The sequence below is a fragment of the Streptomyces anthophorae genome, from assembly GCF_049310305.1.
GTDB lineage: Bacteria > Actinomycetota > Actinomycetes > Streptomycetales > Streptomycetaceae > Streptomyces.
Genome location: NZ_JBLWQQ010000001.1, coordinates 3,291,319 through 3,313,782, shown reverse-complemented (window position 1 = coordinate 3,313,782; position 22,464 = coordinate 3,291,319). Strand labels below are relative to the sequence as shown.

Sequence of the window (22,464 nt, the reverse complement as noted above, 5' to 3'; positions counted from 1 at the left end):
AAAGGGGAGATCATGGCTTCGACGTCCACACCGCTCACCCTGCCCGTGCTGCCCCTCGACGACGAGGTCGTGCTGCCCGGAATGGTGGTGCCCCTGGACCTCAGCGACACCGACGTACGGGCCGCGGTGGAGGCCGCTCAGGCCGCCGCGCGTACTGGACCCAGCAAGCCGAAGGTGCTGCTTGTTCCACGTATCGACGGCACGTACGCGAACACCGGCGTGCTCGGCACCGTCGAGCAGGTCGGACGCCTCGCCGACGGCGACCCCGGCGCGCTGATCCGCGGCGTCGGCCGCGTCCGCATCGGCGCCGGTACGACCGGGCCCGGCGCCGCCCTGTGGGTGGAGGGTCTGACCGTCGAGGAAGAGGTGCCTGACCCGCTGCCGGGCGCCGTCACCGAACTCGTCAAGGAGTACAAGGCGCTCGCCACGAACTGGCTGAAGAAGCGCGGCGCCTGGCAGGTCGTGGACCGCGTGCAGCAGATCGACGACGTCTCCGCGCTCGCCGACAACTCCGGCTACTCGCCGTTCCTCACCACCGCCCAGAAGGTCGAGCTGCTCGAGGCGGCCGACCCGGTGGAGCGTCTGAAGCTCGCCACCCAGCACCTGCGCGACCACCTCGCCGAGCAGGACGTCGCCGAGTCCATCGCCAAGGACGTCCAGGAGGGCGTCGACAAGCAGCAGCGCGAGTTCCTGCTCCGGCGCCAGCTCGACGCCGTCCGCAAGGAGCTGCGCGAGCTGAACGGGGAGAAGGACGAGGGCGAGGAGTCCGACGACTACCGGGCCCGCGTCGAGGCCGCCGACCTTCCGGAGAAGGTCCGCGAGGCCGCGCTCAAGGAGGTCGAGAAGCTGGAGCGCTCCAGCGACCAGTCGCCCGAGGGCTCCTGGATCCGCACCTGGCTCGACACCGTCCTCGAACTGCCGTGGAACGAGCGGACCGAGGACGAGTACGACATCCAGGGCGCGCGCGGCGTCCTCGACGCCGAGCACGCGGGCCTCGACGACGTGAAGGAGCGGATCACCGAGTACCTGGCCGTGCGCAAGCGCCGCGCGGACCGGGGCCTCGGCGTGGTCGGCGGGCGGCGCGGCGGCGCCGTGCTCGCGCTGGTCGGCCCGCCCGGCGTCGGCAAGACCTCGCTCGGCGAGTCCGTCGCGCACGCGATGGGCCGCAAGTTCGTCCGCGTCGCGCTCGGCGGCGTCCGGGACGAGGCGGAGATCCGCGGCCACCGGCGTACGTACGTGGGCGCCCTGCCCGGTCGCATCGTCCGCGCCATCAAGGAGGCCGGGTCGATGAACCCGGTGGTCCTGCTCGACGAGGTCGACAAGGTGGGCTCCGACTTCCGCGGCGACCCGGCCGCGGCGCTGCTCGAAGTCCTCGACCCGGCGCAGAACCACACCTTCCGGGACCACTACCTGGAGGTCGAGCTGGACCTGAGCGACGTCGTCTTCCTGGCGACCGCGAACGTCCTGGAGGCGATTCCGGAGGCCCTGCTCGACCGCATGGAGCTGGTCCGTCTCGACGGCTACACCGAGGACGAGAAGGTCGTCATCGCCCGCGACCACCTGGTGCCGCGCCAGCTGGACCGCGCGGGGCTCGCGGCCGACGAGGTCACCATCGGCGACGACGCACTGCGCAAGCTCGCCGGCGAGTACACGCGGGAGGCCGGCGTCCGCAACCTGGAGCGGTCCGTGACGCGGGTGCTCCGCAAGGTCGCCGCGCAGCACGAGCTCGGCGAGCGGGAACTGCCGTTCACTGTCGGCGAGGGCGATCTGCGTTCGCTCATCGGGCGGCCGCACCACGTGCCCGAGTCGGCGCAGGACCCGGCCGAGCGGCGCACGGCCGTGCCGGGCGTGGCGACCGGGCTCGCGGTCACCGGGGCCGGCGGCGACGTGCTCTTCGTGGAGGCTTCCCTCGCGGACCCGGAGACGGGCGCGGCGGGCCTGACGCTCACCGGTCAGCTGGGTGACGTCATGAAGGAGTCGGCGCAGATCGCGCTCTCCTTCCTGCGCTCGCACGGGGCCGAACTGGAGCTGCCCGTCGCCGACCTGAAGGAGCGCGGCGCGCACATCCACTTCCCGGCGGGCGCCGTCCCGAAGGACGGGCCGAGCGCGGGCGTCACGATGACGACGGCGCTCGCGTCCCTGCTGAGCGGACGGCTCGTCCGTACGGATGTGGCGATGACCGGCGAGGTGTCGCTGACCGGTCGTGTGCTGCCGATCGGCGGCGTGAAGCAGAAGTTGCTCGCGGCGCACCGGGCGGGGATCACCACGGTGATCATTCCCAAGCGGAACGAGGCCGACCTGGACGACGTCCCGGCCGAGGTCCTGGAGAAGCTGGACGTGCACCCGGTGACGGATGTGCGGCAGGTTCTGGAGCTGGCGTTGACGCCGGCCTCGGCTTCGGCGGACGTGGCGGTGCCGGTGGCCGCGTAAGGGCCTGCTGTGCGGCCGGGGTCCGGGGCTCTGCCCCGGGCCCCGCTGCTCATGGGTTACGCGGCGTCGCCGCCGTCGATGACCAGGTCGGTGCCGACGGCGGAAGCGGCGTCCGGGGAGGCGAGGTAGAGGACGGCCGCCGCGATCTCCGCGGTGGAGGAGACGCGGCCCAGGGGCGACTCGGACTTCATCCGGGCGGCGCGTTCGTCCTCCGTCTCGCCCGGCCTCAGCGACATGGTGGTGGCGGACGCGCCGGGGCTGACGACGTTGATGCGGACCCCGTCGGCGATGTGGTCGAGAGCGGCGGCCCGGGTGAGGGCGGCGACGGCCGCCTTGGTGGCGATGTAGCCGGCCACGCCCGGAGTGCGGGTGTGCGCGCCGAGGTTGGAGGCGATGTTGACGATCGCGCCACCTGTGGGCTGCTCGCGCATCCGGGCGACTTCGGCCTGGAGGCTGAGGAACACACCGGTCACGTTGATGTCGAGCAGGGTGCGCCAGTCCTCCTCGGGAAGGTCGGCCAGGGGCGTGCCGCCCCGGAAGACCCCCGCGTTGTTGACGGCGACGTCGAGGCTGCCGAACAGTTCGACGGTGCGGCGGACCAGCTCCCCGACGTCCTCGGAGCGGGTGATGTCCGCGGTGACCGCGGCCGCCGTACCGCCCTCCTCGTGGATCAGTTCGACCGTCTCGTCGAGCGTCGCGGCGGTACGCCCGGCGGCGACCACCGAGGCCCCTTCGGCGGCGAAGGCGAGAGCGATGGCCCGGCCGATGCCGGAGCCGGCGCCGGTGACGAGGACGGACTTGCCGGCGAAGCGTGCGGTCATGGTGATGACATCCTTCAATGGATAGCAGATCGATCGTTCTAGAATTTGGCCATGCGAGACACCTCCTTGGGAGGAGGTGTCGTTCAGTCCAGAAGGCGCAGCGCCTGCTCGGCGGCATCCCGCGTCCGGCCGGGGTCGTCGGATGCCTTGCCCGCCACGCGCAGGCCCTGCATCAGTACGAGCAGCATCCGCGCGAGGGCGCGCGGATCGCGGTCCGCGGGCAGTTCGCCCTCGGCGCGGGCCCGGACCAGCGCGGAGTGCAGCAAGGTCTCGATGTGCTCCCAGCTCGCCTCCACCCGGCGGGCCGCCGCCGCGTCGTGCGCGCCCAGTTCGGCGGCCGTGTTGGTGACGAGGCACCCCTTCATGCGCTGGTCGGGGGAGCCCGCCTCGGCGGCGAAGCGTCGCACCAGTGCGCGTACGGCGGGCAGTGCGGGGCCCGGCTGGGACAGTTCGTGCAGCAGGCCCGAATTGTGGGTCTCGCTGTACCGGTCCAGCGCCTTCAGATACAGCTCGTGCTTGTTGCCGAAGGTGGCGTAGATGCTGGCGCGCCCGATGCCGAGGTGGGCGACGAGGTCCGCCATCGAGGTCGCCTCGTAGCCGCGCAGCCAGAACAGCTCCAGGGCTGACTGAAGAGCGGCGTCCGGATCGAATTCCTTGGTTCTGGCCACGGTGGGACTGTAGGGCTTATTGGAACGCTCGGTCAATTTGCGGTGCTGGAGTGAGCGGTCGAACGGGACCGGGGCCGCGGGGCGCCGCCCCGGACCCCGGCCCCAAACGCAGGACGGGCTTGAACGCGGTCAGCCGTTGGCGAGCGCCACGACGCGGTCGAGGGCGCCGTTGAACTTGTTGTGGTCGCCGACCGTCGGGCCCGACGACGTGTACTGCCACATGGTGTAGTAGCCCCAGCCGGCCGGCAGCGTGCCGACGGTGGAGGCGTACCGCGCGATCCACAGCGGGTTGTTGGCGGCGAAACCGCCGTAGTTGCCCGTGCACTGGGTCCACCAGCTGGTCGCCGTGTAGATGACGGCGTCGCGTCCCGTGCGGGCCTTGTACTGGTTCAGGAAGTCCCGGATCCAGGTCACCATGCCGCTCTGCGTCTTGCCGTAGCAGGCGGCGCCGTACGGGTTCCACTCGATGTCGAGCGCGCCCGGCAGCGTCTTGCCGTCCCTGGACCAGCCGCCGCCGTGGTCCACGAAGTAGTTGGCCTGGGTGGCGCCGCTCGCGGTGTCCGGTGTCGCGAAGTGGTACGCGCCGCGGACCATGCCCACGTTGTAGGAGCCGTTGTACTGCTGCGCGAAGTACGGGTTGGTGTAGTACGTGCCTTCGGTGGCCTTGGTGTAGGCCCAGCGCACGCCGCTGTTCCAGAGCGTCGACCAGGCCACGTTGCCCTGGTGGCTGGAGACGTCGACGCCTTCGGTCTGTACGGCGCTGGTGCCGGCGCCGGGCGGCAGGGAGCCGACGCCGTCGTGCGCGGCGACCCCCATGCCCATGTGGGCCCCGCCGCGGGCGGGCGTGTCGGCGGCCTGCGCGGGGCCGGGCAGGGCGAGGAGGAGGGAGAGCGCGGCGAGCAGGGTCCCGGTGATTCCCAGGCGGGTGCTGCGTCTGCGACGGTTGGCGACAGGTCTGTGCACGGGCATGAGCGGCCTCCGAGAACGACGTGGGGTGACGTGCGGTGGCGCCGGTGCGCTTGATGGTGTGTGCATGCCACGGCTGGCAGCGGTGAAAACGCTACGCACGTAGACCCGCGGTGGGAAGAGGGGCCGGTGTGTGCCGTTGGTCTACTCCTGCGAAATACTGGTGGAACTGCGGTGATGACCGTGGTGGGCGAAAACTTTCAGAGGTGCTGACGTGCGCGAAGAGGGAAACGGCGGGCGGCGGAGCGCGGAATCCGAACCGCGAGCCGCTGCCGCGCCCGTGACTGTGGACGGCGAGTTCCTCGCCCTGGAACGCGAGTTGACCGTCTTTCTGCGCCGGGCCCGGGCCAACTCCGGCGAGATGGCCCGTGAGGTCCACCCCGACCTGGAGCCGGCCGCGTACGGGCTGCTCGTCCGCCTTGAGGAGTGCGGGGCGCAGCGTGCCACCGAGCTCGCCGGTTACATCGGCGTCGGCAAGGCGACGATGAGCCGCCAGCTGCGGGCTCTGGAGGAACTGGGCTTCGTCGCCCGGGAGCCGGACCCCGCGGACGGCCGGGCGTGGCTGGTCTCCCTCACCGACTACGGGCGCGAGCACTTCGGGCGGGTCAGGGACGCGCGGCGGATGCGGTATGTGCGGCAGCTCGACGGGTGGGATCGGCGTGAGGTGGCGGAGCTGGCGAGGTTGTTGCACCAGTTGAATGCCGGGGCCGAATAGGTTTGCCCGGTCTCGCCGCACCGGCGTTGCGCTCTCGGGGCTCCGCCCCGGACCCCGCGCCTCAATCGCCGGCGGGGCTTGATTGTGCCTGCGGGGCTTGATTGTGCCTGCGGGCTGTCATGGGTCATAGCTCCACGTACGCCACCGTCGCGTCGTCGTGGGTCTTGCTGCGGCGCAGGTACTGGCGGGTCTGCGCGTCCGCGTCCTCCAGGGCGCGGACCCGGGACACCACCGCCTCCGCGCCCTCCTTGCGGACGAGGGTGAACAGGTCCTGCCAGTCGCCCTCGTGGAACTTCTCCACCCAGCGCGTCACACCGTCCGTCATCGCGGCGAGCGCCCGCACCTCGCCGCGGGGGAGCGTGCCGGTCACCGCGCGTGTCGCCACCGACGGGTCCGCGGCGGCCGTGAAGAAGCCGCCCTCCTTGTTGCGCGCCGTGGCGTCGGCCACCTCGTTCGAGACGAGTTGGGCGCGTGGCACCCGGTCGAGGCGGTCGTCGAGCAGCGGCGTGACCGTTCCGTCGGGGGCCTCGACGAGCAACGCCGAGTCGGAGAGCACCAGATGCTCCACCCGCTCCGCGTCCCAGCGGGCGAGCACGACGGTCGCCTGCGGAGTGCGCGGGTGAGAAAGGTCACAGGTGTCCCGATGGGCGTCGGCGGTCCGGCCGATCGCCGCCGCGAGCGCCTCGGCCAGGCTCATGTCCCGGCGCGAAACGGACAGTTCGGCCAGTGCGCCGCCGAGGTGGGCGGTGAACCAGGGTACGGAGTGTCGACAGCCGTCGTCGGTGGCCGGGGGAGTGACCCCGTCGAGGACGACCAGTGATCCACCGTGCCCAGCGGCCGGTGCGGCCACCGATACGTAGTCCTCGTTCGGCCGCTCGACGGCGCTCGGCTCGGTGGTCAGTTCGATGCGCATGCGGTCAGTCTGCATGAGCCATCCTCACGGAGCGGTGGGGCGCGGGGAGTTGGGGCGAGTCGTTCCGTATGGATTCTGTGGAGATCCGGAGGCGGCCCGAAAAACCCCTCTGAGCGCCGGGTTTGCACGGAATGATCACTTCCGTCGGGGGTGTGGCGGGGCATCCTGCCAAAGGCCGCCGAAGACGTCCAACCGGCGCACGGTTGACAGAGCGTGATCGTGACACGGGAACTTGCTCCCCAACTCCCGCTCGATGTTCACTCCTTCGGGTGGCGGGCGAGGTGATGGGCGCCCCCTGCTCACCGGCACTGGAAGGGTCAGGGGCCAGGCCAGAGGGTCACGGGGTGTTGACGCAGCGTCACCCGGACCCATGGGGTAGGACGAATCAGGAATGCGAGCATCAGTGGGGAACACCTCCGGCGGTAATGGAGCCAGTGGTCTTGGTGTGTCGGGTGATGTCGCACCGGGCCAGGCGTCCGAGGTGAGCCGCACGGGTTCCGGTCGGGGCAAGCGTGCCCGGGTCCGCAGCCGCTTGATCGTGGCGGTGGCCGTGGTCGCCGCTGCCGTCGTCGGCGCCGGAGCACCGGTGATCGTCGGCGCCTCCGACCGCGTGGGCGAATCGCAGACCCTCGTCGACGACGCCCAGCAGACGCAGCGCTCGCTCGCCCTCTCGCACGCGCTCGCCGACGAGCGGGACGAGGTCACCCGGTTCATCGCGGCCGGCCGCCCCAAGGGCGCGGGCCTGAGCGAGGAGCGCGGGGCCCGTGTCGACCGCCAGGTCGACGAGCTGCGCGTGGACGCGCCCGCCGCGCTGCGCGGCACTCTCGACGACGTCGCCGCCGTGCGCCGCTCCGCCCTCACCGGCAAGGGATCGGCCCTGGAGGCGCACGCCGCGTACTCCCGCTCCATCGGTGAACTGCACGCGCGCGCAGAGGATCTCGCCGAGCGCATACCCGTACGCGCGGGATCGGGGGCGTACGCCCTCGCCGACCTGGACCGCGCCGTCGAGCAGGCGTCCGCCGCGCGCGGCCTGCTGCTCTCCGCGCTCGCCGTGCCCCGCTCCACGGCCACGCAGGTCAACCCGGCGACCGGCCTGCGCGAGCCGGTCGTGGGCCAGTCCGCCGCGAGCAGTCAGCGCGACGCGCTCAGCGCGGCGGGCCAGCGGGCCCGGGTGCGCGAGCAGGCCGCGCTCGACGACTTCCACGACTCGGGGACCGCCAAGGCCGTGGGCGGGTACGACTCCACGGTCACGGGCCCGGACGTCACACGCGCCGAGGCGTACCTGAAGCGGCTCGCCGACGCCCCGACGCTGAGCGCGAGCGAGCTCCGCTACAACCCGAAGAGCGTCGAGGACGCCCTCACCGCGCGCATCGACCTCATGCGGGGCGCCGAGGCCGCGCTCGGGGACCAGCGGGTCAAGCGCCTGGAGCAGCTGCGCGACGACGACGTGACGGCGCTGGAGATCCGGATCGCGCTCGTCGGCATCTGTCTGCTCGCCGCCGTCGGCGTGGCCATGGCGACGGCCCGCTCGCTGACCCAGCCGCTCGCCGCGCTGCGCATCGGCTCCGCGCGCGTCGCGGGCGATCCGGCTGCCGAGGAACCGGTCAAGTACAAGGGCCGCAACGACGAGTTCGCCCAGGTCGTCGACTCGATCAACGCCCTGCACGCGCACGCCGTCGGGCTGCACGGACGCATCGGCACCCTGGAGTCCGACCGCAAGCACCTCGTCGGCGAGCGCCAGCGGATGGCCGACGAGCGGGACCGGCTGCGCGGCGAACTCGCCGACACCGCCCGCAAGCTGGACCGGGTCAAGCACTCGATCCACGGGACGTTCGTCAACCTGGCGCTGCGCACCCTCGGACTCGTCGAGCGGCAACTGGGCATCATCGAGGGCCTGGAGGAGCGCGAGCAGGACCCGGACCGCCTCGCCACGCTCTACAAGCTCGACCACTCCGCCACCGTCATGCGTCGGCACAGCGAGAACCTCCTCGTCCTCGCGGGCACCGAGCGCGGGCCGCAGCACGGCGGCTCCGTGGCCCTCGTCGACATGGTGCGCGCCGCCGTCTCCGAGATCGAGCGCTACGAGCGGGTGCGGATCGCCGCGCTTCCGCCGCACGCCCACATCGCCGGCTTCGCCGCCGACGACCTCAGCCACCTCATCGCCGAACTCCTGGAGAACGCCACGTCGTTCTCGCCGCCGGACGCCTCCGTCGAGGTCTCCGGCTGGCTCCTGGAGAGCGGCTCGGTCATGCTCTCCGTCCAGGACGAGGGCATAGGGATGACCGACGACCGGATGAGCGAGCTGAACACGCGGCTCTCCACCTTCACTCCCGAAGAGGCGCACGACCCCGAGGACGTCGACGGGTTCGGGCTCGGCCTGTACGTCGTCGCGCGGCTCGCCGTGCGGCACGGGGTGCGGGTACGGCTGCGCGAGCAGAAGCAGGGCGGAGTGGCGGCGGTCGCCGTGCTGCCCGCCTCGCTCTTCGCCGCCGCGCCGGCGGCCTCGGTGCCGCCCGCCGTCCTGGTGCCGGGCGCCGCGCCCGCGGTGCGCCTCGCGGGCTCCGAGGCGGAGGCCAACTCCAACGAGCTGTACGGGCGTACGGAGCCGGAGCACGGGCTTCCGGTCTCCGGTGACCCGCTCATCGAGGCGGCCGAGCAGGCGGTGCGCGCGTCCGAGGAGCCGCCCGCGGAGTACCCGGCGGAGGAGTTCCCGGCGGAGGCCCCTTACGAGGCTCCCGTCGAGGCCCCCGCGGAGACGACGATGGCGCTGGGCGCGCCGGTGCCGCCGGAGCCGGAACCCGAGCCGCAGTCGCAGCTGATCCCCGAGCCCGAGCCGTTCCCGGAGCCCGTCGCCGAGGTGCCGCACCCGCGCGCGCCGCGCGACGAGCACGACGGGCCCGCGGGACACCCCGAGCAGCTCGACCAGCCGCTCGATCCGCAGCCGGCGCCGGAGCCCGCGCCGGAGCCCGCGCCGGAGCCCGCCCCGGAGCCCGCCCCGGAGCCCGAACCGGCCGAGCGCGTCACCGCCAAGGGGCTGCCCAAGCGCACCCCGAAGGCGACCGCTCCCGCCGCCCCGCCGAAGCCGCGCACCGGCTCCGTGGACGCGGACGCGCTGCGCCGCAAGCTCGGCGGGTTCCACCGCGGTGCCACCGCGGGCCGCCGTGACGTGACGGCGGAGCTCGCAGACAACCCTGGACGTAGAAGTGAAGCCGAGGGGGACACAGCCGAGGAGGCAAGCAGTTGACTGCGCCCACCCCTGCACTCAACGGACAAAAGGGAATGAACGGTCTCAGTAGCGAGGCACGAAACCTGCATTGGCTGCTCACCGACCTGGTCGAGGAGGTGCCAGGACTCCAGTCCATCGCCGTCGTCTCGTCCGACGGGCTGCTCCTGCTCTCCTCCGACCCGGGTCTGCACGACGCGGCCCCGGCGACCGACCCGAGCAAGGGCCCCAAAGGGTCCAGCGCCGACCTGGCGGCCATCGTGGCCGGGCTCGGCTCGCTGACCATCGGCGCCGCCAAGCTGATGGACGGCGGAGGCATCAAGCAGACGATGGTCGCGATGGACGAGGGAAGCCTCTTCGTCATGTCGATCAGCGACGGCTCCCTGCTCGGCGTGCACGCCTCCGCGGACTGCGACATGGGTGTCATCGCGTACCACATGGCGCTCTTCGTCGGCCGTGCCGGGCACGTCCTGACGCCCGAACTCCGCAGCGAGCTGCGCCAGTCGATGGAGGCCACCCGATGACCCCCGGCACTTCAGGCAGTGCACACAGTACGAACGGCACGAGCAGGACCTACGGTTCGAGCAGGCTCCCCGTGCGCGGCGGCGACCGCAGGCCCGCCCGCGTACGCCCCTACTCGCTCACCGGCGGCCGTACCCGCTTCGGCCATGTGCTGCTCGTGGAGACCTTCATCTCCAGCACCGCGGCCATCGAGGCGCCCGAAGAGCGTCCCGAGCTGGGCAAGGGCGGGCTCGCCGGGATCATGCCGGAGATGCGTGCCATCGTCGCGCTGTGCCGCCGCATGCGCACGGTCGCGGAGATCGCCGCGCTGCTCAAGATGCCGCTCGGCGTGGTGCGTGTGCTGCTCAGCGACCTCGCCGACCAGGGAAAGATCCGTGTATACGGAACAGGCCACGGACCCGGACAGCCGGACCGGGCACTCCTCGAAAGGGTGTTGAGTGGACTCCGCCGCCTCTGAACTGCTCGGCGAACTGCCCATGGAAGACGAGCAGTTGCAGGCCTGGCAGACCGACAGAACCCGGGCCCCCGTCGCCACGAAGATCATCGTGGCGGGTGGTTTCGGTGTCGGCAAGACGACCCTGGTGTCCGCCGTGTCCGAGATCGAGCCCCTCGAGACCGAGGCGCTGATGACGCAGGCGAGCGAGGAGACCGACGACCTCACCGCGACGCCCGGCAAGTCGACGACCACGGTCGCCATGGACTTCGGCCGCATCACGCTCGACGACGACCTGGTCCTGTACCTGTTCGGCACGCCGGGTCAGCAGCGGTTCTGGTTCATGTGGGACGACCTGGTGCGCGGCGCGATCGGTGCCGTCGTGCTCGCCGACACCCGCCGCCTGAAGGACTGCTTCCCCGCGCTCGACTACTTCGAGAGCTGCGGACTCCCGTACGTCGTGGCCGTCAACCACTTCGACGACACGGAGGAGTTCGCGCCCGACGACGTACGGGAGGCGCTCACGGTGCCGCCGCACGTGCCGGTGCTGATCATGGACGCGCGGCGCCGCATCGCGGCGATCGAGACGCTCCTGGCGCTGGTCGGCCACGCCCTGGACGCGACCCCCGAGTAGTCGCGCAGGCTCCGTGCCCGCATAGTGGTCAAGCCCCGCCCCCCACACATTAGTTACGGCAGTTAAGGCAGTCTCATATGTCGCGGAAGATACTCGTCGTGGGAGCCGGCCAGTCCGGCCTCCAGCTCGCCCTCGGCCTGCAGACCCAGGGGTACGAGGTCACCCTGATGTCCAACCGCACCGCCGACGAGATCCGTTCCGGGCGGGTCATGTCGACGCAGTGCATGTTCCACACGGCGCTCCAGCACGAGCGCGACCTCCAGCTCAACTTCTGGGAGTCGCAGGCCCCGCGGATCGAGGGTCTCGGCGTCTCCGTCGCCGCGCCCGGTTCGCACGACCCGGGTCCCACGCAGCGCGCCATCGACTGGGTCGGGCGGCTCGACGGCTTCGCGCAGTCCGTCGACCAGCGCGTGAAGATGGCCGGCTGGATGGAGACGTTCGCGCAGCGCGGCGGGCAGCTCGTCATCCACGGTGCGGCGGTCTCCGACCTCGACTACTTCTCGCGTACGTACGACCTGGTGCTGGTCTCCGCGGGCAAGGGCGAGCTGGTCTCGATGTTCGGCCGGGACGCCGAGCGGTCCCCGTACAGCGAGCCGCAGCGGGCGCTCGCCGTCGCGTACGTCCACGGCATGGGCGTGCGGCCCGAGCACCCGGACTTCGACGCGGTGCGCTGCAACCTGGTGCCGGGTGTCGGCGAGCTCTTCGTGATGCCCACGCTCACCACCTCCGGCCGCGCCGACATCCTCTTCTGGGAGGGCATCCCCGGCGGCCCGCTGGACGCGTTCAAGGGCATCAAGGACCCCTCCGAGCACCTGGCGCTCACGCTGGAGCTGATGGAGAAGTTCACGCCGTGGGAGTACGCGCGTGCCACGAAGGTCGAACTGACCGACGCGAACGGTACGTTGGCCGGTCGCTATGCCCCGACGGTCCGCAACCCCATCGGTCGGCTGCCCTCCGGCGGCGCGGTGCTCGGTGTCGCGGACGTGGTCGTCGCGAACGACCCGATCACCGGGCAGGGCTCCAACTCGGCCTCCAAGTGCGCGGCGTCGTACCTGGAGTCGATCGTCTCCCACGGTGACAAGCCGTTCGACGAGGAGTGGATGCAGTCGGCGTTCGACCGGTACTGGGAGACGGCGCAGCACGTCACGAAGTGGACGAACACGATGCTCCAGGCTCCGCCGGAGCACGTCCTGAACCTGATCGGTGCGGGCGGTCAGCTCCAGCCGGTGGCCGACCGCTTCGCGAACGGCTTCAACGACCCGTCCGACTTCGAGAACTTCTTCTACGACCCGGCGAAGACCCAGGCGTACCTGGACTCCTTGACGTCCTAACCCACCGGCGCAGCGCCCTTCACACGGCGCTGCGCCCTCCCTTCGCTTCGCGGCGCTGTCCGCCCGCGCCTGTGCCTGTGCCCGCGCCAAGGCGTCATGCCTGCGGAACGCCCTGCTTGCCCGTCCGCCCGTGCGTCTGACCGCCCGCGCTTCGGCCCCGCCGTTCGCCCCGGCCACTTGCGCCGCGCCGGTTCCGTCGCTCGTCGGCCTCGCCGCCTGCTCCGGTCACCCGCGACGTGCCGGTTCCCGGCTCGTTGGCTTGGCCGCTCGCTCCGCTCACCCACGCCACGCCCGCTCTAGCCCGGCCGCGGGGCACATCCGCTGCCCGGCCAGGGCGTCACGTGGGGCTGCCGAAGCCGTGCAGCAAGGTGTCGACGACCCGCGTGGCGAGGGCGTCGAGGGCCGCGTCCGTGTCCGGGGCCTGGCCGGCCGCCTCGTGGATGAGGGCGTAGTAGACGCGCCGGGCCCAGTCCAGGTCGGTGTCAGGCCGCAGGACACCGGTGTCGCGGAGGCGTACGAACAGTCGCGCGCACTGGTCCAGTACGTCGGCGTGGACCCGGGCGACCTCGGGCGCGTCCGTGGGCAGTGCCCCCATGGCGAACCCCCAACCGATCTTCACGCGCAGCACGTTCGCGGTGACCTGGTAGAGCGCGACCGCGGGCGGCGAGGTCTGCGGCCTCGCCGCCTCGACCGCTTCGTGGAACCGCTGCGTCGCCCACGCGGCCAACGCCGCGACCAACGCCTCCCGGGACGCGAACCGCCGATGCACGGTGGTGCGCGCGACCCCGGCGGCCTCCGCGATCTGCTCCATCGTGGCCGCCGGGTTGGTGGAAAGTACCTGCTCGGCGGCTTCGAGGATGGCGCGCACCGTCCGTTCGGTGTCCGCGCGCAGCGGTTTCGATGAGGCGGGCAGCGCCATGGCCTGTTCCTTTCCGACGGGGCGACTGGTCGACGATCTCTCCAGGGTACGACAGTGCGGCAAGTTGCCAGCTAGTTGCATCACACGTGTTGCATGTCGTACGTTCAGTGCGTCATAAGCGATGCGTCCAGACGTGGAGGGGCACCATGGACCTGAAGTTGAACGGCAAGACCGCCCTGGTCACGGGGGCCAGCCGGGGAATCGGGCTGGCCGTCGTCCAGGAACTGGCCGCGGAAGGCGTGCGCGTTGTCGCCGCCGCCCGCAATCCCACCCCGGAACTGGCGGCGGCCGGCGCGAAGGCGGTGGCCGTGGACCTGTCCGACCCCGCCTCGGCCGAGCGCCTGGTCGCGGAGTCCGTCGCCGAGCTGGGCGGTCTCGACGTCCTGGTCAACAACGTCGGAGGGGGCGACGGCGGGCTCGACGGCGGGTTCCTGGACCTGGCCGACGCGCAATGGGCGCAGGTGCTGGACCTGAACTTCCTCGCCGCCGTCCGCGTCACCCGCGCCGCGCTGCCCGCGCTGACGGCAGCCAAGGGGGCGGTGGTCAACGTGTCCTCGATGGGCGCGCGTGTCCCGCACAGCGGCCCCGTCGCCTACACCACCGCCAAGGCGGCCCTGACCGCCCTCGGCAAGGCCCTGGCCGAGGAGTTCGGCCCGCGAGGGGTCAGGGTGAACACGGTGTCGCCGGGGCCGGTCCGCACCGACATGTGGGAGAGCCCGACCGGTTACGGTGCCGAACTCGCCGCTGCCATGGGCGTACCCCATGCGGATCTTCTCGCCGGGCTGCCCGGGGCGACCGGCATGCTCATCGAGCGGCTCGTCGAGCCCGACGAGGTCGCGGCGCTCGTCGCCTACCTCGCGTCACCGCGTGCCGCGGCGACCACCGGTACCGATCACCTCATCGACGGCGGCGCGGTCAAGACGGCCTAGGGCCCTCGCCATCGGTCACGGGGTGGGCGAGGGGGCCGTCCTCGCCCGCCCCGTGACCACTCCCGCTACTGCCCCGGCGCCCCCGCCGCCCCGTACCCCGCGTCGTCCCCCGCCTCCGCCCCCTCCGGCAGGACCGGCGCCCGGTACCCGGACATCGAAGGCGCGTCCCGGTCCGGGCGGACCGCGCCGAGGAGGGGGTTCGCGGCGATGGGGGAGACCTTGACCTTGGCGCCGGGGCGCGGGGCCTGCACCACCATGCCGTCGCCGAGGTACATCGCCACGTGCGTGGCCTTGGGGAAGTAGACGACCAGGTCGCCGGGGCGCAGCTCCGACATGGGAACGCGGGGCAGCGACGCCCACTGTTCCTGAGAGGTCCGGGGAATCACCCGCCCCGCATGCGCCCACGCCTGCGACGTGAGGCCGGAGCAGTCGAAGGAGTCCGGCCCCTCCGCCCCCCAGACGTACGGTTTCCCGATCTGCCGGACGGCGTAGGAGAGCGCCTCGTCGCCCGCCTCCGACGGCGCCCGGCCAGTCGAACTCAGCGCCCCGGACGCCATGAACGCCTCCTGCGCCCGCGTCGTCCCTTGCGCCTCGAGGCGCGCCACATCCGCGAGCTGGTCGGCGGTGAGGGAGGCGAGCAGCTCCTCGACCTCCTTCAACCGGTCCCGTACCGCGTCCCGTTCCTTCTTCTGCCGCTCCGCGAGCCGCAATTGTTCGTCCAGCGCGCCCCGCGCCTTCGTCGCCAGCACGTCGGCCTTCTTCTCCCGGCCCGTGAGCCGCTCGACCGTCGCCTGCCGCTCACGGGCGGCCCGCCGCATCACATGCCCCTCGTCGAGCGCCCGCTGCGGATCGCGGGCGAGGAGGAGCCGCAGGTACGGGGAGAACTCGCTGCGCCCCTGGTACTGCTCGCGCGCGAGCCGCCCGGCGTCGGTCCGGCTGCTGTGCAGCGACGACCGCGCGGCGGCCAGCCTCTTCGCGAGCCCGTCCGCGTCCTCGCGGCGCTCCTTGAGCGCCTCCTCGGTCGCGTTGTACGTCTCCGTGGCCGCCTCGACGTCCTGGTACAGACGCTGGAGGTCCGAGAGGAGGTCGGCGACGGAACGGGTTCCACCGGGCCCCGGCCGTGGCTCGGGGCCCGGCGCCGCGCTCACGGGGAGCGGCGTCAGCAGCGCGCCCGTGACGGCCGCCGTGCACACCCACCGCACCAGCCTGCCTGACACCTGATCACCTCCGGTGCGGGACAACCCCTGTGCCCCGCACCGTGAACATGAACAGAAAGGCGGGCCGCCCACCCGCCGGGCTGCTCGCTTCGGCGCAACCCCACCACCCGTCCGGTGCCCGCCCGGCGAGCCGCCTTTACGCCTCCGGGGACCGCTTCCCGGACCACGGCCACCTGACGGTCCGCCCGGTGTTCCCGTCCGGGGCGAACACGTAGCGCCACTGCGTCACGAGCCGCACCCGCGTGCCGCTGGGCGCGGCCTCCCGTACGTACACGAGCACGGCGTCCGGCACCGGCACCTTGTACACCTTGGGCGGATTCCCGGTGGCGGTCACGAACACGGGCAGCACCCGCCCGTCGAGGGGCCCGCCGACAAAGGGAACGTCTTCGCTCTTCACAGGTCCAGTGTCACGCAAGGCGCCGCACGGCCGTCACGCAGAGCCGCTCACGACCGCCACGCAGAACACCGCACAGCCGTCACCCGCCACATCCACGCACACCCGCCCGCCCCCACAGTCCGTCACAGCAGCCGCGCCGCATCCCCCACCACCGGCAGCACCCGCCGCGCCAGCTCCCCCACGGGTCCCTCCGGTGATTCGAGCGCGAGGGCGTACCGCACCACGGTCGCGGTCTGCGGGTCGCGGCCCGCCGTCGCCGTCAGGACCGCCATGAACTGGTCGACGAGCCCGTCGCGCAGCTCGTCCAGCGGCGGCTGCTTGCCCTCGTCGAGCCAGATCAGGGAGGCCGCCTCCACCGCCGTGATCCACATGCGGACGGTCATCCGCAGCCGCGGCCCCGGCGCGGCCTGGCCGAGGTGACTGAGGACGTGCTCGGCGGCGGCCCTGCGCACCCCGTCGACGATCGCCGTCGTACGGGAGGTCTCCACCACGCTGCCGCCCTGGAGCAGCGCCGCGAAGCCCATGTCGTGCTGGTCGACGAAGGCGAGATAGCGGTCGAGCGCGTGCGTGAGGCGGGCCGTGAGCGGGCCCTCGGCCGGCTCGGCGAAGCACTGTTCCAGGTCCTCGGCGGCGGAGCGCAGCGCGGCCTCGTACAACTGCTGCTTGCCGCCGGGGAAGTAGCGGTAGACGAGCGGCCGGGACACCCCGGCCACCTCCGCCACGTCGTCGAGCGAGACGTCCTCCGGGGCCCGGTGCGCGAACAGCGACAGCGCCGATTCGAGCAGCTGCGCCCGCCGCGCCTCGACGCTGAGCCGCTTGTAGGCGGGCGTGCCGGTTGCCGAGGTCATGTTCCGAGCGTAACCGGCACGTCGAGGGTGCCGGTCAGGCCAGAAGTCCCGAAGACCGCCACATCTTCCGGCCGACGCCGCGCAGCACGCCGATGTCGTCGAGGAAGTCGGTCAGGCGCTTGGCCCCGGACTGCATGACCTCGCGGCGGTGGCCGCTGGCCTTGACCTGGGCCATGGCCTCCTTCTTGTCGAGGCCCACGTTCTCGTACACCTGCGGGTTGATGAACGCCACGGAGAAGACCCGGGCGAACTCGCCCGAGGTGAGCCGCGTGAACTCCTGCGACCAGCGCGGCGCCGTCACCATCTGGCGCCTCAACTCCTCGCGCGCGTACCGGACATGGCGCGCCTCCTCGACGACATGGATGCGCGTCACGCCGCGGATCAGCGTCTGGACGCGCTCGTCGGGGAACGTCAGGCGCTGCATCCAGTCGAGGACCTCCTCGCCGAGCAGCGTCGCCGTGAACGAACCGGGCGTCGTCGAGATGGTCTTGAAGAGGCGGCCGAGGTTGTGGTGGACCGGCGCCACCGCGTACCAGGGCGTCTCGCCGCGCTGGATCAGCCGCGCGAACATCTTCGAGTGCCGGCACTCGTCCTCGATCTCGGTCAGCGCGTAGCGCACGTGCGCGCTCGTCGCCGCCTTGTCGTAGACGTGCCGGACGAGCAGTTGCATCAGGATCAGCTCGAACCAGATGCCGAGCGAGGCAAGCGCCGCCGCCTCGTGCTGCGACAGCTTGATCCGCTGCTCCTCGCTCATCCGCTTCCACAGCGGGGTGCCGTACAGGGACACCAGCTCGGGCGGCCAGAACCATTTGCCCGGCTCGAAGGGGGCGTCCCAGTCCAGCTCCTTGTCCGGGTCGAAGGAGTGCTTGGCGGAAGAGTCGAGCAGCCGCTGGGCCACCTGCTCGCGGTCCTTGAGCAGACCGAGCGCGTCGCGCAGTCCCGCCAGCGCGTCGGCTTCCGTCATGGTCGTCATGGCTGTCCCCACCTCGTCGTACGGGTGTGCGTCGGGCGGCCGCCGGTTACCGGCGGTCACGCCGCCTCCGGTCTTATGAGACTGCGCGTCAGCAAGCGCGTCAATCCCTTGCGCACGACTTGTTGACCCCGCGTCTACCACCGTGTGAGCCTGCCAGCATGGCGACGCATGAGCTGTACACCAAGGCCCCCGATGGGTCCAACTGGCAAGTACCGTCCGCCAGTTCGGCTCGCCTCAGCTGGGAATACGACGATGGGCGCGACCGTCTTCTGTCCCTGTACCAAAAGGGCAAGGACAAGCAGTGGGACGGCGCCAAGCGCATCGACTGGGACCTGGAGGTCGACCCGTACGACCCTCTCGGCACCCCCGACGACGCGCTGGCCCTCTACAACACGCCCTACTGGGCGAAGATGACCGACAAGGACAAGGCCGAGCTGCGCAAGCACTCCGCCTCCTGGCAGTTCAGCCAGTTCCTGCACGGAGAACAGGGCGCCATGGTGTGCGCCGCGCGGATCGTGGAGTCCGTCCCCGACCTCGACGCCAAGTTCTACTCGGCGACGCAGACCATGGACGAGGCGCGGCACGCGGAGATCTACGGCCGCTTCCTGCACGAGAAGCTCGGGATGCTCTACCCGATCAACGACAATCTCCAGTCGCTGCTCGGCGACACCCTGCGCGACTCCCGCTGGGACATGCCCTACCTCGGCATGCAGGTCCTCATCGAGGGCCTCGCGCTCGCCGCCTTCGGCCTGCTCCGCGACACCACCGACAAGCCGCTGCCCAAGCAGATCCTCGCCTACGTGATGCAGGACGAGGCCCGGCACGTGGCCTTCGGGCGGATGGCGCTGCGCGACTACTACAAGCAGCTCACCGACGCCGAGCTCCGCGAACGCGAGGAGTTCGTCATCGAGGGCTGCTACCTGATGCGCGACCGGCTGCGAGGCATCGAGGTCCTGGAGAACTTCGGCATCCCCAAGGCCGACGCGGAGAAGTACACGGAGCAGTCCGAATTCCTGGCCATGTTCCGGCAGTTGCTGTTCTCGCGGATCGTCCCGTGCGTCAAGGACATCGGCCTGTGGGGCAAGCGCCTCCAGCAGGCCTACGTCGACATGGGCGTCTTCGACATGGGCAACTCCAACCTCGACCAGCTCATGGCCCAGGACGAGGAGATCGCCGAACAGCTCGACGCGCAGCGCTTCGCCGCGGAGGAGCAGGAGCGGGTGGCGGAGGTGGCGGAGGCGGTGGAGGCCGGCAGGTCAATCTGAGCCGAGCACCGCTTCCATCACCGACTTGGCGATGGGGGCCGCGCTGCCGCCGCCACTGATGTCGTCGCGGTTCGCGGACGCGTCCTCGACGACCACCGCGACCGCGACCTTCGGCGTGGAGGCGTCCTTCTCCTTGGCGTAGGAGATGAACCAGGCGTACGGCGTGCCCTCGTTGTTCTCGCCGTGCTGCGCCGTGCCCGTCTTGCCGCCGACGGTGGCGCCGGGGATCCGCGCCCCGGTGCCGGTTCCCTTGGAGACGACGTCCTCCATCATCTCCTGCAACTGCGTCGCCGTGTACGGGGACATGGCCTGCTTGTAGGTGTCGTTGCCGGTCTCCGAGACCGTGTCGCCGTCGCTGTCCGTCGTCCTGTCGACGAGGTGCGGTTGCATCAGAACGCCGCCGTTGGCGACCGCCGAGGACACCATCGCCATCTGAAGCGGCGTCGCGGCGGTGTCGTACTGGCCGATCGAGGAGAGCGCCAGCTGCGCGTCGTTCATGTCGGTGTCGAAGTTCGACTTGGCGGCCGTCATCGGGACCTTGATCCCGCTGTCGTTGAAGCCGAAGTTCTCCGACATCTTCACCATGTCCGAGAGCCCGGTCCTCACCCCGAGATTGGCGAACACGGTGTTGCAGGAGACCCGCAGCGCGTATTCGAGCGTCGCGTCCTCGCAGGCGGCCGACGAGGACTCGTTCGTCAGCTGAGTCGTCGTGCCCGGCAGGGTGTACGGGGAGGGGGTGTCGGTCGACGTGTTGATGCCGTTGACGACGCTGTTCTCCAGGATCGCGGCCGCCGTGACGACCTTGAACGTGGAGCCCGGCGGATACGTCTGGCGCAGCGCCCGGTTGAGCATCGGCTGCTCCTCGGACTTGTTCAGCGCGCTCCAGGCATCGGTCGTGGCGGAGTCGGTGCCGGCGATCCGACCGGGATCGTACGAGGGCGTGGAGACCAGCGCCAGGATCTTCCCGGTCGACGGGTCGATCGCCGCGACCGCGCCCTTCTTGCCGCCGAGCCCGGAGTAGGCGGCCTGCTGCGCGCGGGCGTTGATGGTGGTCCGCACATCGCCGCCGGGCTCCTGGGCGCGCGAGATCTCGTTCCAGAACGGGACGGGGGAGAGCATCGGGTCGGTGCCGGAGAGGATGTCGTCCTCGGCGCTCTCCACGAACGTCGTGCCGTACGTCTGCGAGGCGTAGCCGGTGACGGGGGCGTAGAGCGGCCCGTTCTTGTACGTCCGCTCGTAGCGCAGGGACTCCCCGGTGTCCCTGGAGCCGGTGACCGACTTCCCCTGGACGAGGATGTCGCCGCGCGGCTGCCCGTAACGCTCGATCGTGGAGCGGCGGTTGGCGGAGTTGTCGTCGAGCTTGTCGGCCTGGAAGAACTGGATGCGGGCCGCGTTGAGCAGCAGCGCGATCAGCAGGATCAGGCAGAAGACCGAGGCCCGGCGGATGTACTTGGTCACTTGACGCCCTCCACGGGCTCCGGGGCGGTCCCGGGGGACTCGGGCAGCAGCTGGCTCCGGGCCCGGTCGCTCACCCGGATGATGATCGCGACGATGATCCAGTTGGTGACGAGGGACGAGCCGCCCTGCGCGAGGAACGGCATCGCCATGCCGGTGAGCGGGATGAGGCCCATCACGCCGCCCGCGATGACGAAGACCTGAAGGGCGACGATCGAGGCGAGCCCGATGGAGAGCAGCCGGCCGAACGGATCGCGCAGCGCGAGCCCCGCCCGGTAGCCGCGCTCCACGAGCAGCGCGTACAGCAGGAAGATCGCGGTGAGCCCGGCGAGGCCCAGCTCCTCGCCCGCCGTCGCCAGGATGAAGTCCGATTTGGCGGCGAAGCCGATCAGGTTCGAGTGCCCGAGGCCGAGCCCGGTGCCGAGCATCCCGCCCGCCGCGAACGCGAACAGCGACTGCGCGAGCTGACTGGCGCCCTGACCCGCGTCGATGGAGGCGAAAGGATGCAGCCAGTCCTCGACGCGGCTGTGCACGTGCGGCTCGAAGGAGGCGACGACGACCGCGCCCGCGGCGGCGAGCACGAGTCCGATGGCGATCCAGCTGCCGCGGCCCGAGGCCACGTACAGCATGATCACGAACAGGCCGAAGAAGAGCAGCGAGGTGCCGAGGTCGGTCTCCAGGACGAGCACGCCCACGGTCATCAGCCAGATCACCAGGATCGGCGCGAACACCCGCATCGTCGGCAGCTGGAACCGCCAGATCCGCTTGCCGGTGTACGCCAGGGCGTGCCGGTTGGCCGCGAGATAGCTGGCGAAGAAGATCGCGAGCAGGATCTTGGCGAACTCGCCGGGCTGGATGGAGAAGCCGCCGATCTGGATCCAGATCCGGGCGCCGTTGATCGGCGGGAAGAAGATCGGCAGGATCATCAGTACCAGGGCCGTGACGACGCAGATGTACGCGTATCTCTGCAACACCCGGTGGTCGCGCAGGAAGAGCACGGTGAGGATGAACAGGGCCACGCCGAGCGTCGACCAGATCAGCTGGGTGGGCGCCGCCTGGTCGCTCGGCGTCTCCAGGTCGAGCCGCCAGATCAGCACCAGGCCGAGGCCGTTGAGCAGCACCGCGATCGGCAGCACCAGCGGATCGGCGTACGGGGCGCGGAAACGGACCACGAGGTGTGCGACGAGCGCGAGCGCGCCGAGCCCGGCGCCGTAGCCGAGGGCGCCGCCCGGGACCCTGCTGTCCTTGGCGAGCCCGACGTCGATGTATCCGTAGACGCTGAGCAGCACGGCCACGACGAGCAGGGCCAGTTCGGTCCCCCGGCGCCGGGGGACGCGCACAGCGGGCACCGAGGAGGGGGTGCTGGTTCCCGACGTACCCGATGATCCGGTCATACCGGGAACGTAGCAAGCAAGTCCCCGATATCAGGTCATGTCAGCACCAGCGCGGCACGGCGCCGATGTTCTGGATGTACTTCGCCGAACCCCATGCCCAGGTGCCGTCGGTGAGCAGGTACCAGTACGAGTTCCCGCCGATGCTGTCGCCCGAGGTCTTGCAGAAGATCGGGACGATCGCGTGGTACGGCTCGGAGCGGACGACCTTGGCGCCGCGGGTCGGGGCGTCGCGCAGCAGCAGCCCGGACTTGGCGATGACGCGGCCCTTGTAGACGGGCGGCGAATCGTCGGCGCCGGGGGAGCCGGAGGTCTGGGCGACGGACGGGACGGCCGCGGTCGTGACGAGGGTGGCGACGGTGGCGATGCCCATACCGAGGCGCGTGGTGAGGGACATGCGAGTCTCCCTGAGGT

Annotated in this window: 21 protein-coding genes; 9 read left to right on the top strand and 12 right to left on the bottom strand. The window is 71.2% G+C overall.

The features are described 5' to 3' along the window. The first annotated feature begins 12 nt into the window (after positions 1–12). Positions 13–2,430 (top strand): endopeptidase La, encoded by a 2,418-nt coding sequence (gene lon / locus ACNYS0_RS14705; protein WP_422473902.1) that lies wholly within the window; start codon positions 13–15, stop codon positions 2,428–2,430. 56 nt (positions 2,431–2,486) lie between these two features. Here the strand turns inward: lon and ACNYS0_RS14700 are convergent, their stop codons facing one another. The 3 genes from ACNYS0_RS14700 to ACNYS0_RS14690 form a co-directional block, all read right to left on the bottom strand. Further along, positions 2,487–3,251 carry an SDR family NAD(P)-dependent oxidoreductase gene (locus ACNYS0_RS14700; protein WP_422473900.1) on the bottom strand — a complete coding sequence of 255 codons (765 nt, stop codon included), beginning with the start codon at positions 3,249–3,251 and terminating at the stop codon, positions 2,487–2,489. 83 nt (positions 3,252–3,334) lie between these two features. After that, on the bottom strand, positions 3,335–3,919 hold the full coding sequence (locus tag ACNYS0_RS14695; RefSeq protein ID WP_422473898.1) for a TetR/AcrR family transcriptional regulator: 585 nt from the start codon (positions 3,917–3,919) through the stop codon (positions 3,335–3,337). A 129-nt stretch (positions 3,920–4,048) separates the two neighbouring features. Beyond that, entirely contained in the window at positions 4,049–4,888 is an 840-nt protein-coding gene (locus tag ACNYS0_RS14690) for a lysozyme (protein ID WP_422473896.1), read from the bottom strand. Positions 4,889–5,099: 211 nt separating this feature from the next. Between ACNYS0_RS14690 and ACNYS0_RS14685 the strand changes: the two genes are divergently transcribed. Then, positions 5,100–5,600 (top strand): MarR family winged helix-turn-helix transcriptional regulator, encoded by a 501-nt coding sequence (locus ACNYS0_RS14685; protein ID WP_422473894.1) that lies wholly within the window; start codon positions 5,100–5,102, stop codon positions 5,598–5,600. A gap of 124 nt (positions 5,601–5,724) precedes the next feature. Here the strand turns inward: ACNYS0_RS14685 and ACNYS0_RS14680 are convergent, their stop codons facing one another. Beyond that, entirely contained in the window at positions 5,725–6,513 is a 789-nt protein-coding gene (locus tag ACNYS0_RS14680) for a protein phosphatase 2C domain-containing protein (RefSeq protein WP_422482643.1), read from the bottom strand. A 391-nt stretch (positions 6,514–6,904) separates the two neighbouring features. Here ACNYS0_RS14680 and ACNYS0_RS14675 point away from each other — a divergent pair, with 391 nt between their 5' ends. The 5 genes from ACNYS0_RS14675 to ACNYS0_RS14655 all read left to right on the top strand — a co-directional run bounded on the left by ACNYS0_RS14675 (position 6,905) and on the right by ACNYS0_RS14655 (position 12,656). Then, entirely contained in the window at positions 6,905–9,757 is a 2,853-nt protein-coding gene (locus ACNYS0_RS14675; protein WP_422473892.1) for a sensor histidine kinase, read from the top strand. Between the two features lie 35 nt (positions 9,758–9,792). Further along, the gene (locus tag ACNYS0_RS14670) at positions 9,793–10,260 is read left to right on the top strand and encodes a roadblock/LC7 domain-containing protein (RefSeq protein ID WP_422409730.1); all 468 of its coding nucleotides are present in this window, start codon (positions 9,793–9,795) and stop codon (positions 10,258–10,260) included. After that, positions 10,257–10,715, top strand: coding sequence for a DUF742 domain-containing protein (locus ACNYS0_RS14665; protein ID WP_422409731.1), 459 nt, complete (start codon positions 10,257–10,259; stop codon positions 10,713–10,715). Before ACNYS0_RS14670 ends, ACNYS0_RS14665 begins: the two co-directional genes overlap by 4 nt. Positions 10,716–10,734: 19 nt before the next feature. After that, positions 10,735–11,325, top strand: coding sequence for a GTP-binding protein (locus ACNYS0_RS14660; RefSeq protein ID WP_422482641.1), 591 nt, complete (start codon positions 10,735–10,737; stop codon positions 11,323–11,325). Between the two features lie 77 nt (positions 11,326–11,402). Further along, positions 11,403–12,656 carry a styrene monooxygenase/indole monooxygenase family protein gene (locus ACNYS0_RS14655; protein WP_422473890.1) on the top strand — a complete coding sequence of 418 codons (1,254 nt, stop codon included), beginning with the start codon at positions 11,403–11,405 and terminating at the stop codon, positions 12,654–12,656. Between the two features lie 337 nt (positions 12,657–12,993). Here ACNYS0_RS14655 and ACNYS0_RS14650 read toward each other — a convergent pair whose 3' ends face one another. Beyond that, a complete protein-coding gene (locus tag ACNYS0_RS14650) occupies positions 12,994–13,575 on the bottom strand; it encodes a TetR/AcrR family transcriptional regulator (protein WP_422473888.1) in 582 nt (193 codons plus the stop codon). Positions 13,576–13,721: 146 nt separating this feature from the next. Between ACNYS0_RS14650 and ACNYS0_RS14645 the strand changes: the two genes are divergently transcribed. Next, complete coding sequence (locus tag ACNYS0_RS14645; protein ID WP_422473886.1) at positions 13,722–14,504, top strand: SDR family NAD(P)-dependent oxidoreductase; 783 nt, start codon at positions 13,722–13,724, stop codon at positions 14,502–14,504. Positions 14,505–14,569: 65 nt separating this feature from the next. Here the strand turns inward: ACNYS0_RS14645 and ACNYS0_RS14640 are convergent, their stop codons facing one another. From ACNYS0_RS14640 to ACNYS0_RS14625, 4 genes are all read right to left on the bottom strand, one after another. Beyond that, positions 14,570–15,721, bottom strand: coding sequence for a C40 family peptidase (locus ACNYS0_RS14640; RefSeq protein ID WP_422473884.1), 1,152 nt, complete (start codon positions 15,719–15,721; stop codon positions 14,570–14,572). A gap of 136 nt (positions 15,722–15,857) precedes the next feature. Beyond that, positions 15,858–16,118, bottom strand: a complete 261-nt coding sequence (locus tag ACNYS0_RS14635) for a hypothetical protein (protein ID WP_422473882.1) — start codon at positions 16,116–16,118, stop codon at positions 15,858–15,860. A 122-nt stretch (positions 16,119–16,240) separates the two neighbouring features. Further along, entirely contained in the window at positions 16,241–16,966 is a 726-nt protein-coding gene (locus ACNYS0_RS14630) for a TetR/AcrR family transcriptional regulator (RefSeq protein WP_422473881.1), read from the bottom strand. Between the two features lie 34 nt (positions 16,967–17,000). After that, complete coding sequence (locus ACNYS0_RS14625) at positions 17,001–17,939, bottom strand: AurF N-oxygenase family protein (protein ID WP_422473879.1); 939 nt, start codon at positions 17,937–17,939, stop codon at positions 17,001–17,003. A gap of 158 nt (positions 17,940–18,097) precedes the next feature. Here ACNYS0_RS14625 and ACNYS0_RS14620 point away from each other — a divergent pair, with 158 nt between their 5' ends. Then, the gene (locus ACNYS0_RS14620; RefSeq protein ID WP_422473877.1) at positions 18,098–19,204 is read left to right on the top strand and encodes a ferritin-like domain-containing protein; all 1,107 of its coding nucleotides are present in this window, start codon (positions 18,098–18,100) and stop codon (positions 19,202–19,204) included. Here ACNYS0_RS14620 and ACNYS0_RS14615 read toward each other — a convergent pair. From ACNYS0_RS14615 to ACNYS0_RS14605, 3 genes are read right to left on the bottom strand one after another with little or no spacing between them, the layout of a single operon-like run. Then, a complete protein-coding gene (locus ACNYS0_RS14615) occupies positions 19,196–20,662 on the bottom strand; it encodes a peptidoglycan D,D-transpeptidase FtsI family protein (RefSeq protein WP_422473875.1) in 1,467 nt (488 codons plus the stop codon). The genes ACNYS0_RS14620 and ACNYS0_RS14615 overlap by 9 nt on opposite strands. Further along, positions 20,659–22,053: an FtsW/RodA/SpoVE family cell cycle protein gene (locus ACNYS0_RS14610; protein WP_422473873.1), complete on the bottom strand. Its 1,395-nt coding sequence runs from the start codon at positions 22,051–22,053 to the stop codon at positions 20,659–20,661. The genes ACNYS0_RS14615 and ACNYS0_RS14610 overlap by 4 nt, the downstream gene beginning before the upstream one ends. A 40-nt stretch (positions 22,054–22,093) precedes the next feature. After that, positions 22,094–22,447 carry an SH3 domain-containing protein gene (locus ACNYS0_RS14605; RefSeq protein ID WP_422473871.1) on the bottom strand — a complete coding sequence of 118 codons (354 nt, stop codon included), beginning with the start codon at positions 22,445–22,447 and terminating at the stop codon, positions 22,094–22,096. Between the last annotated feature and the right edge of the window lie 17 nt (positions 22,448–22,464).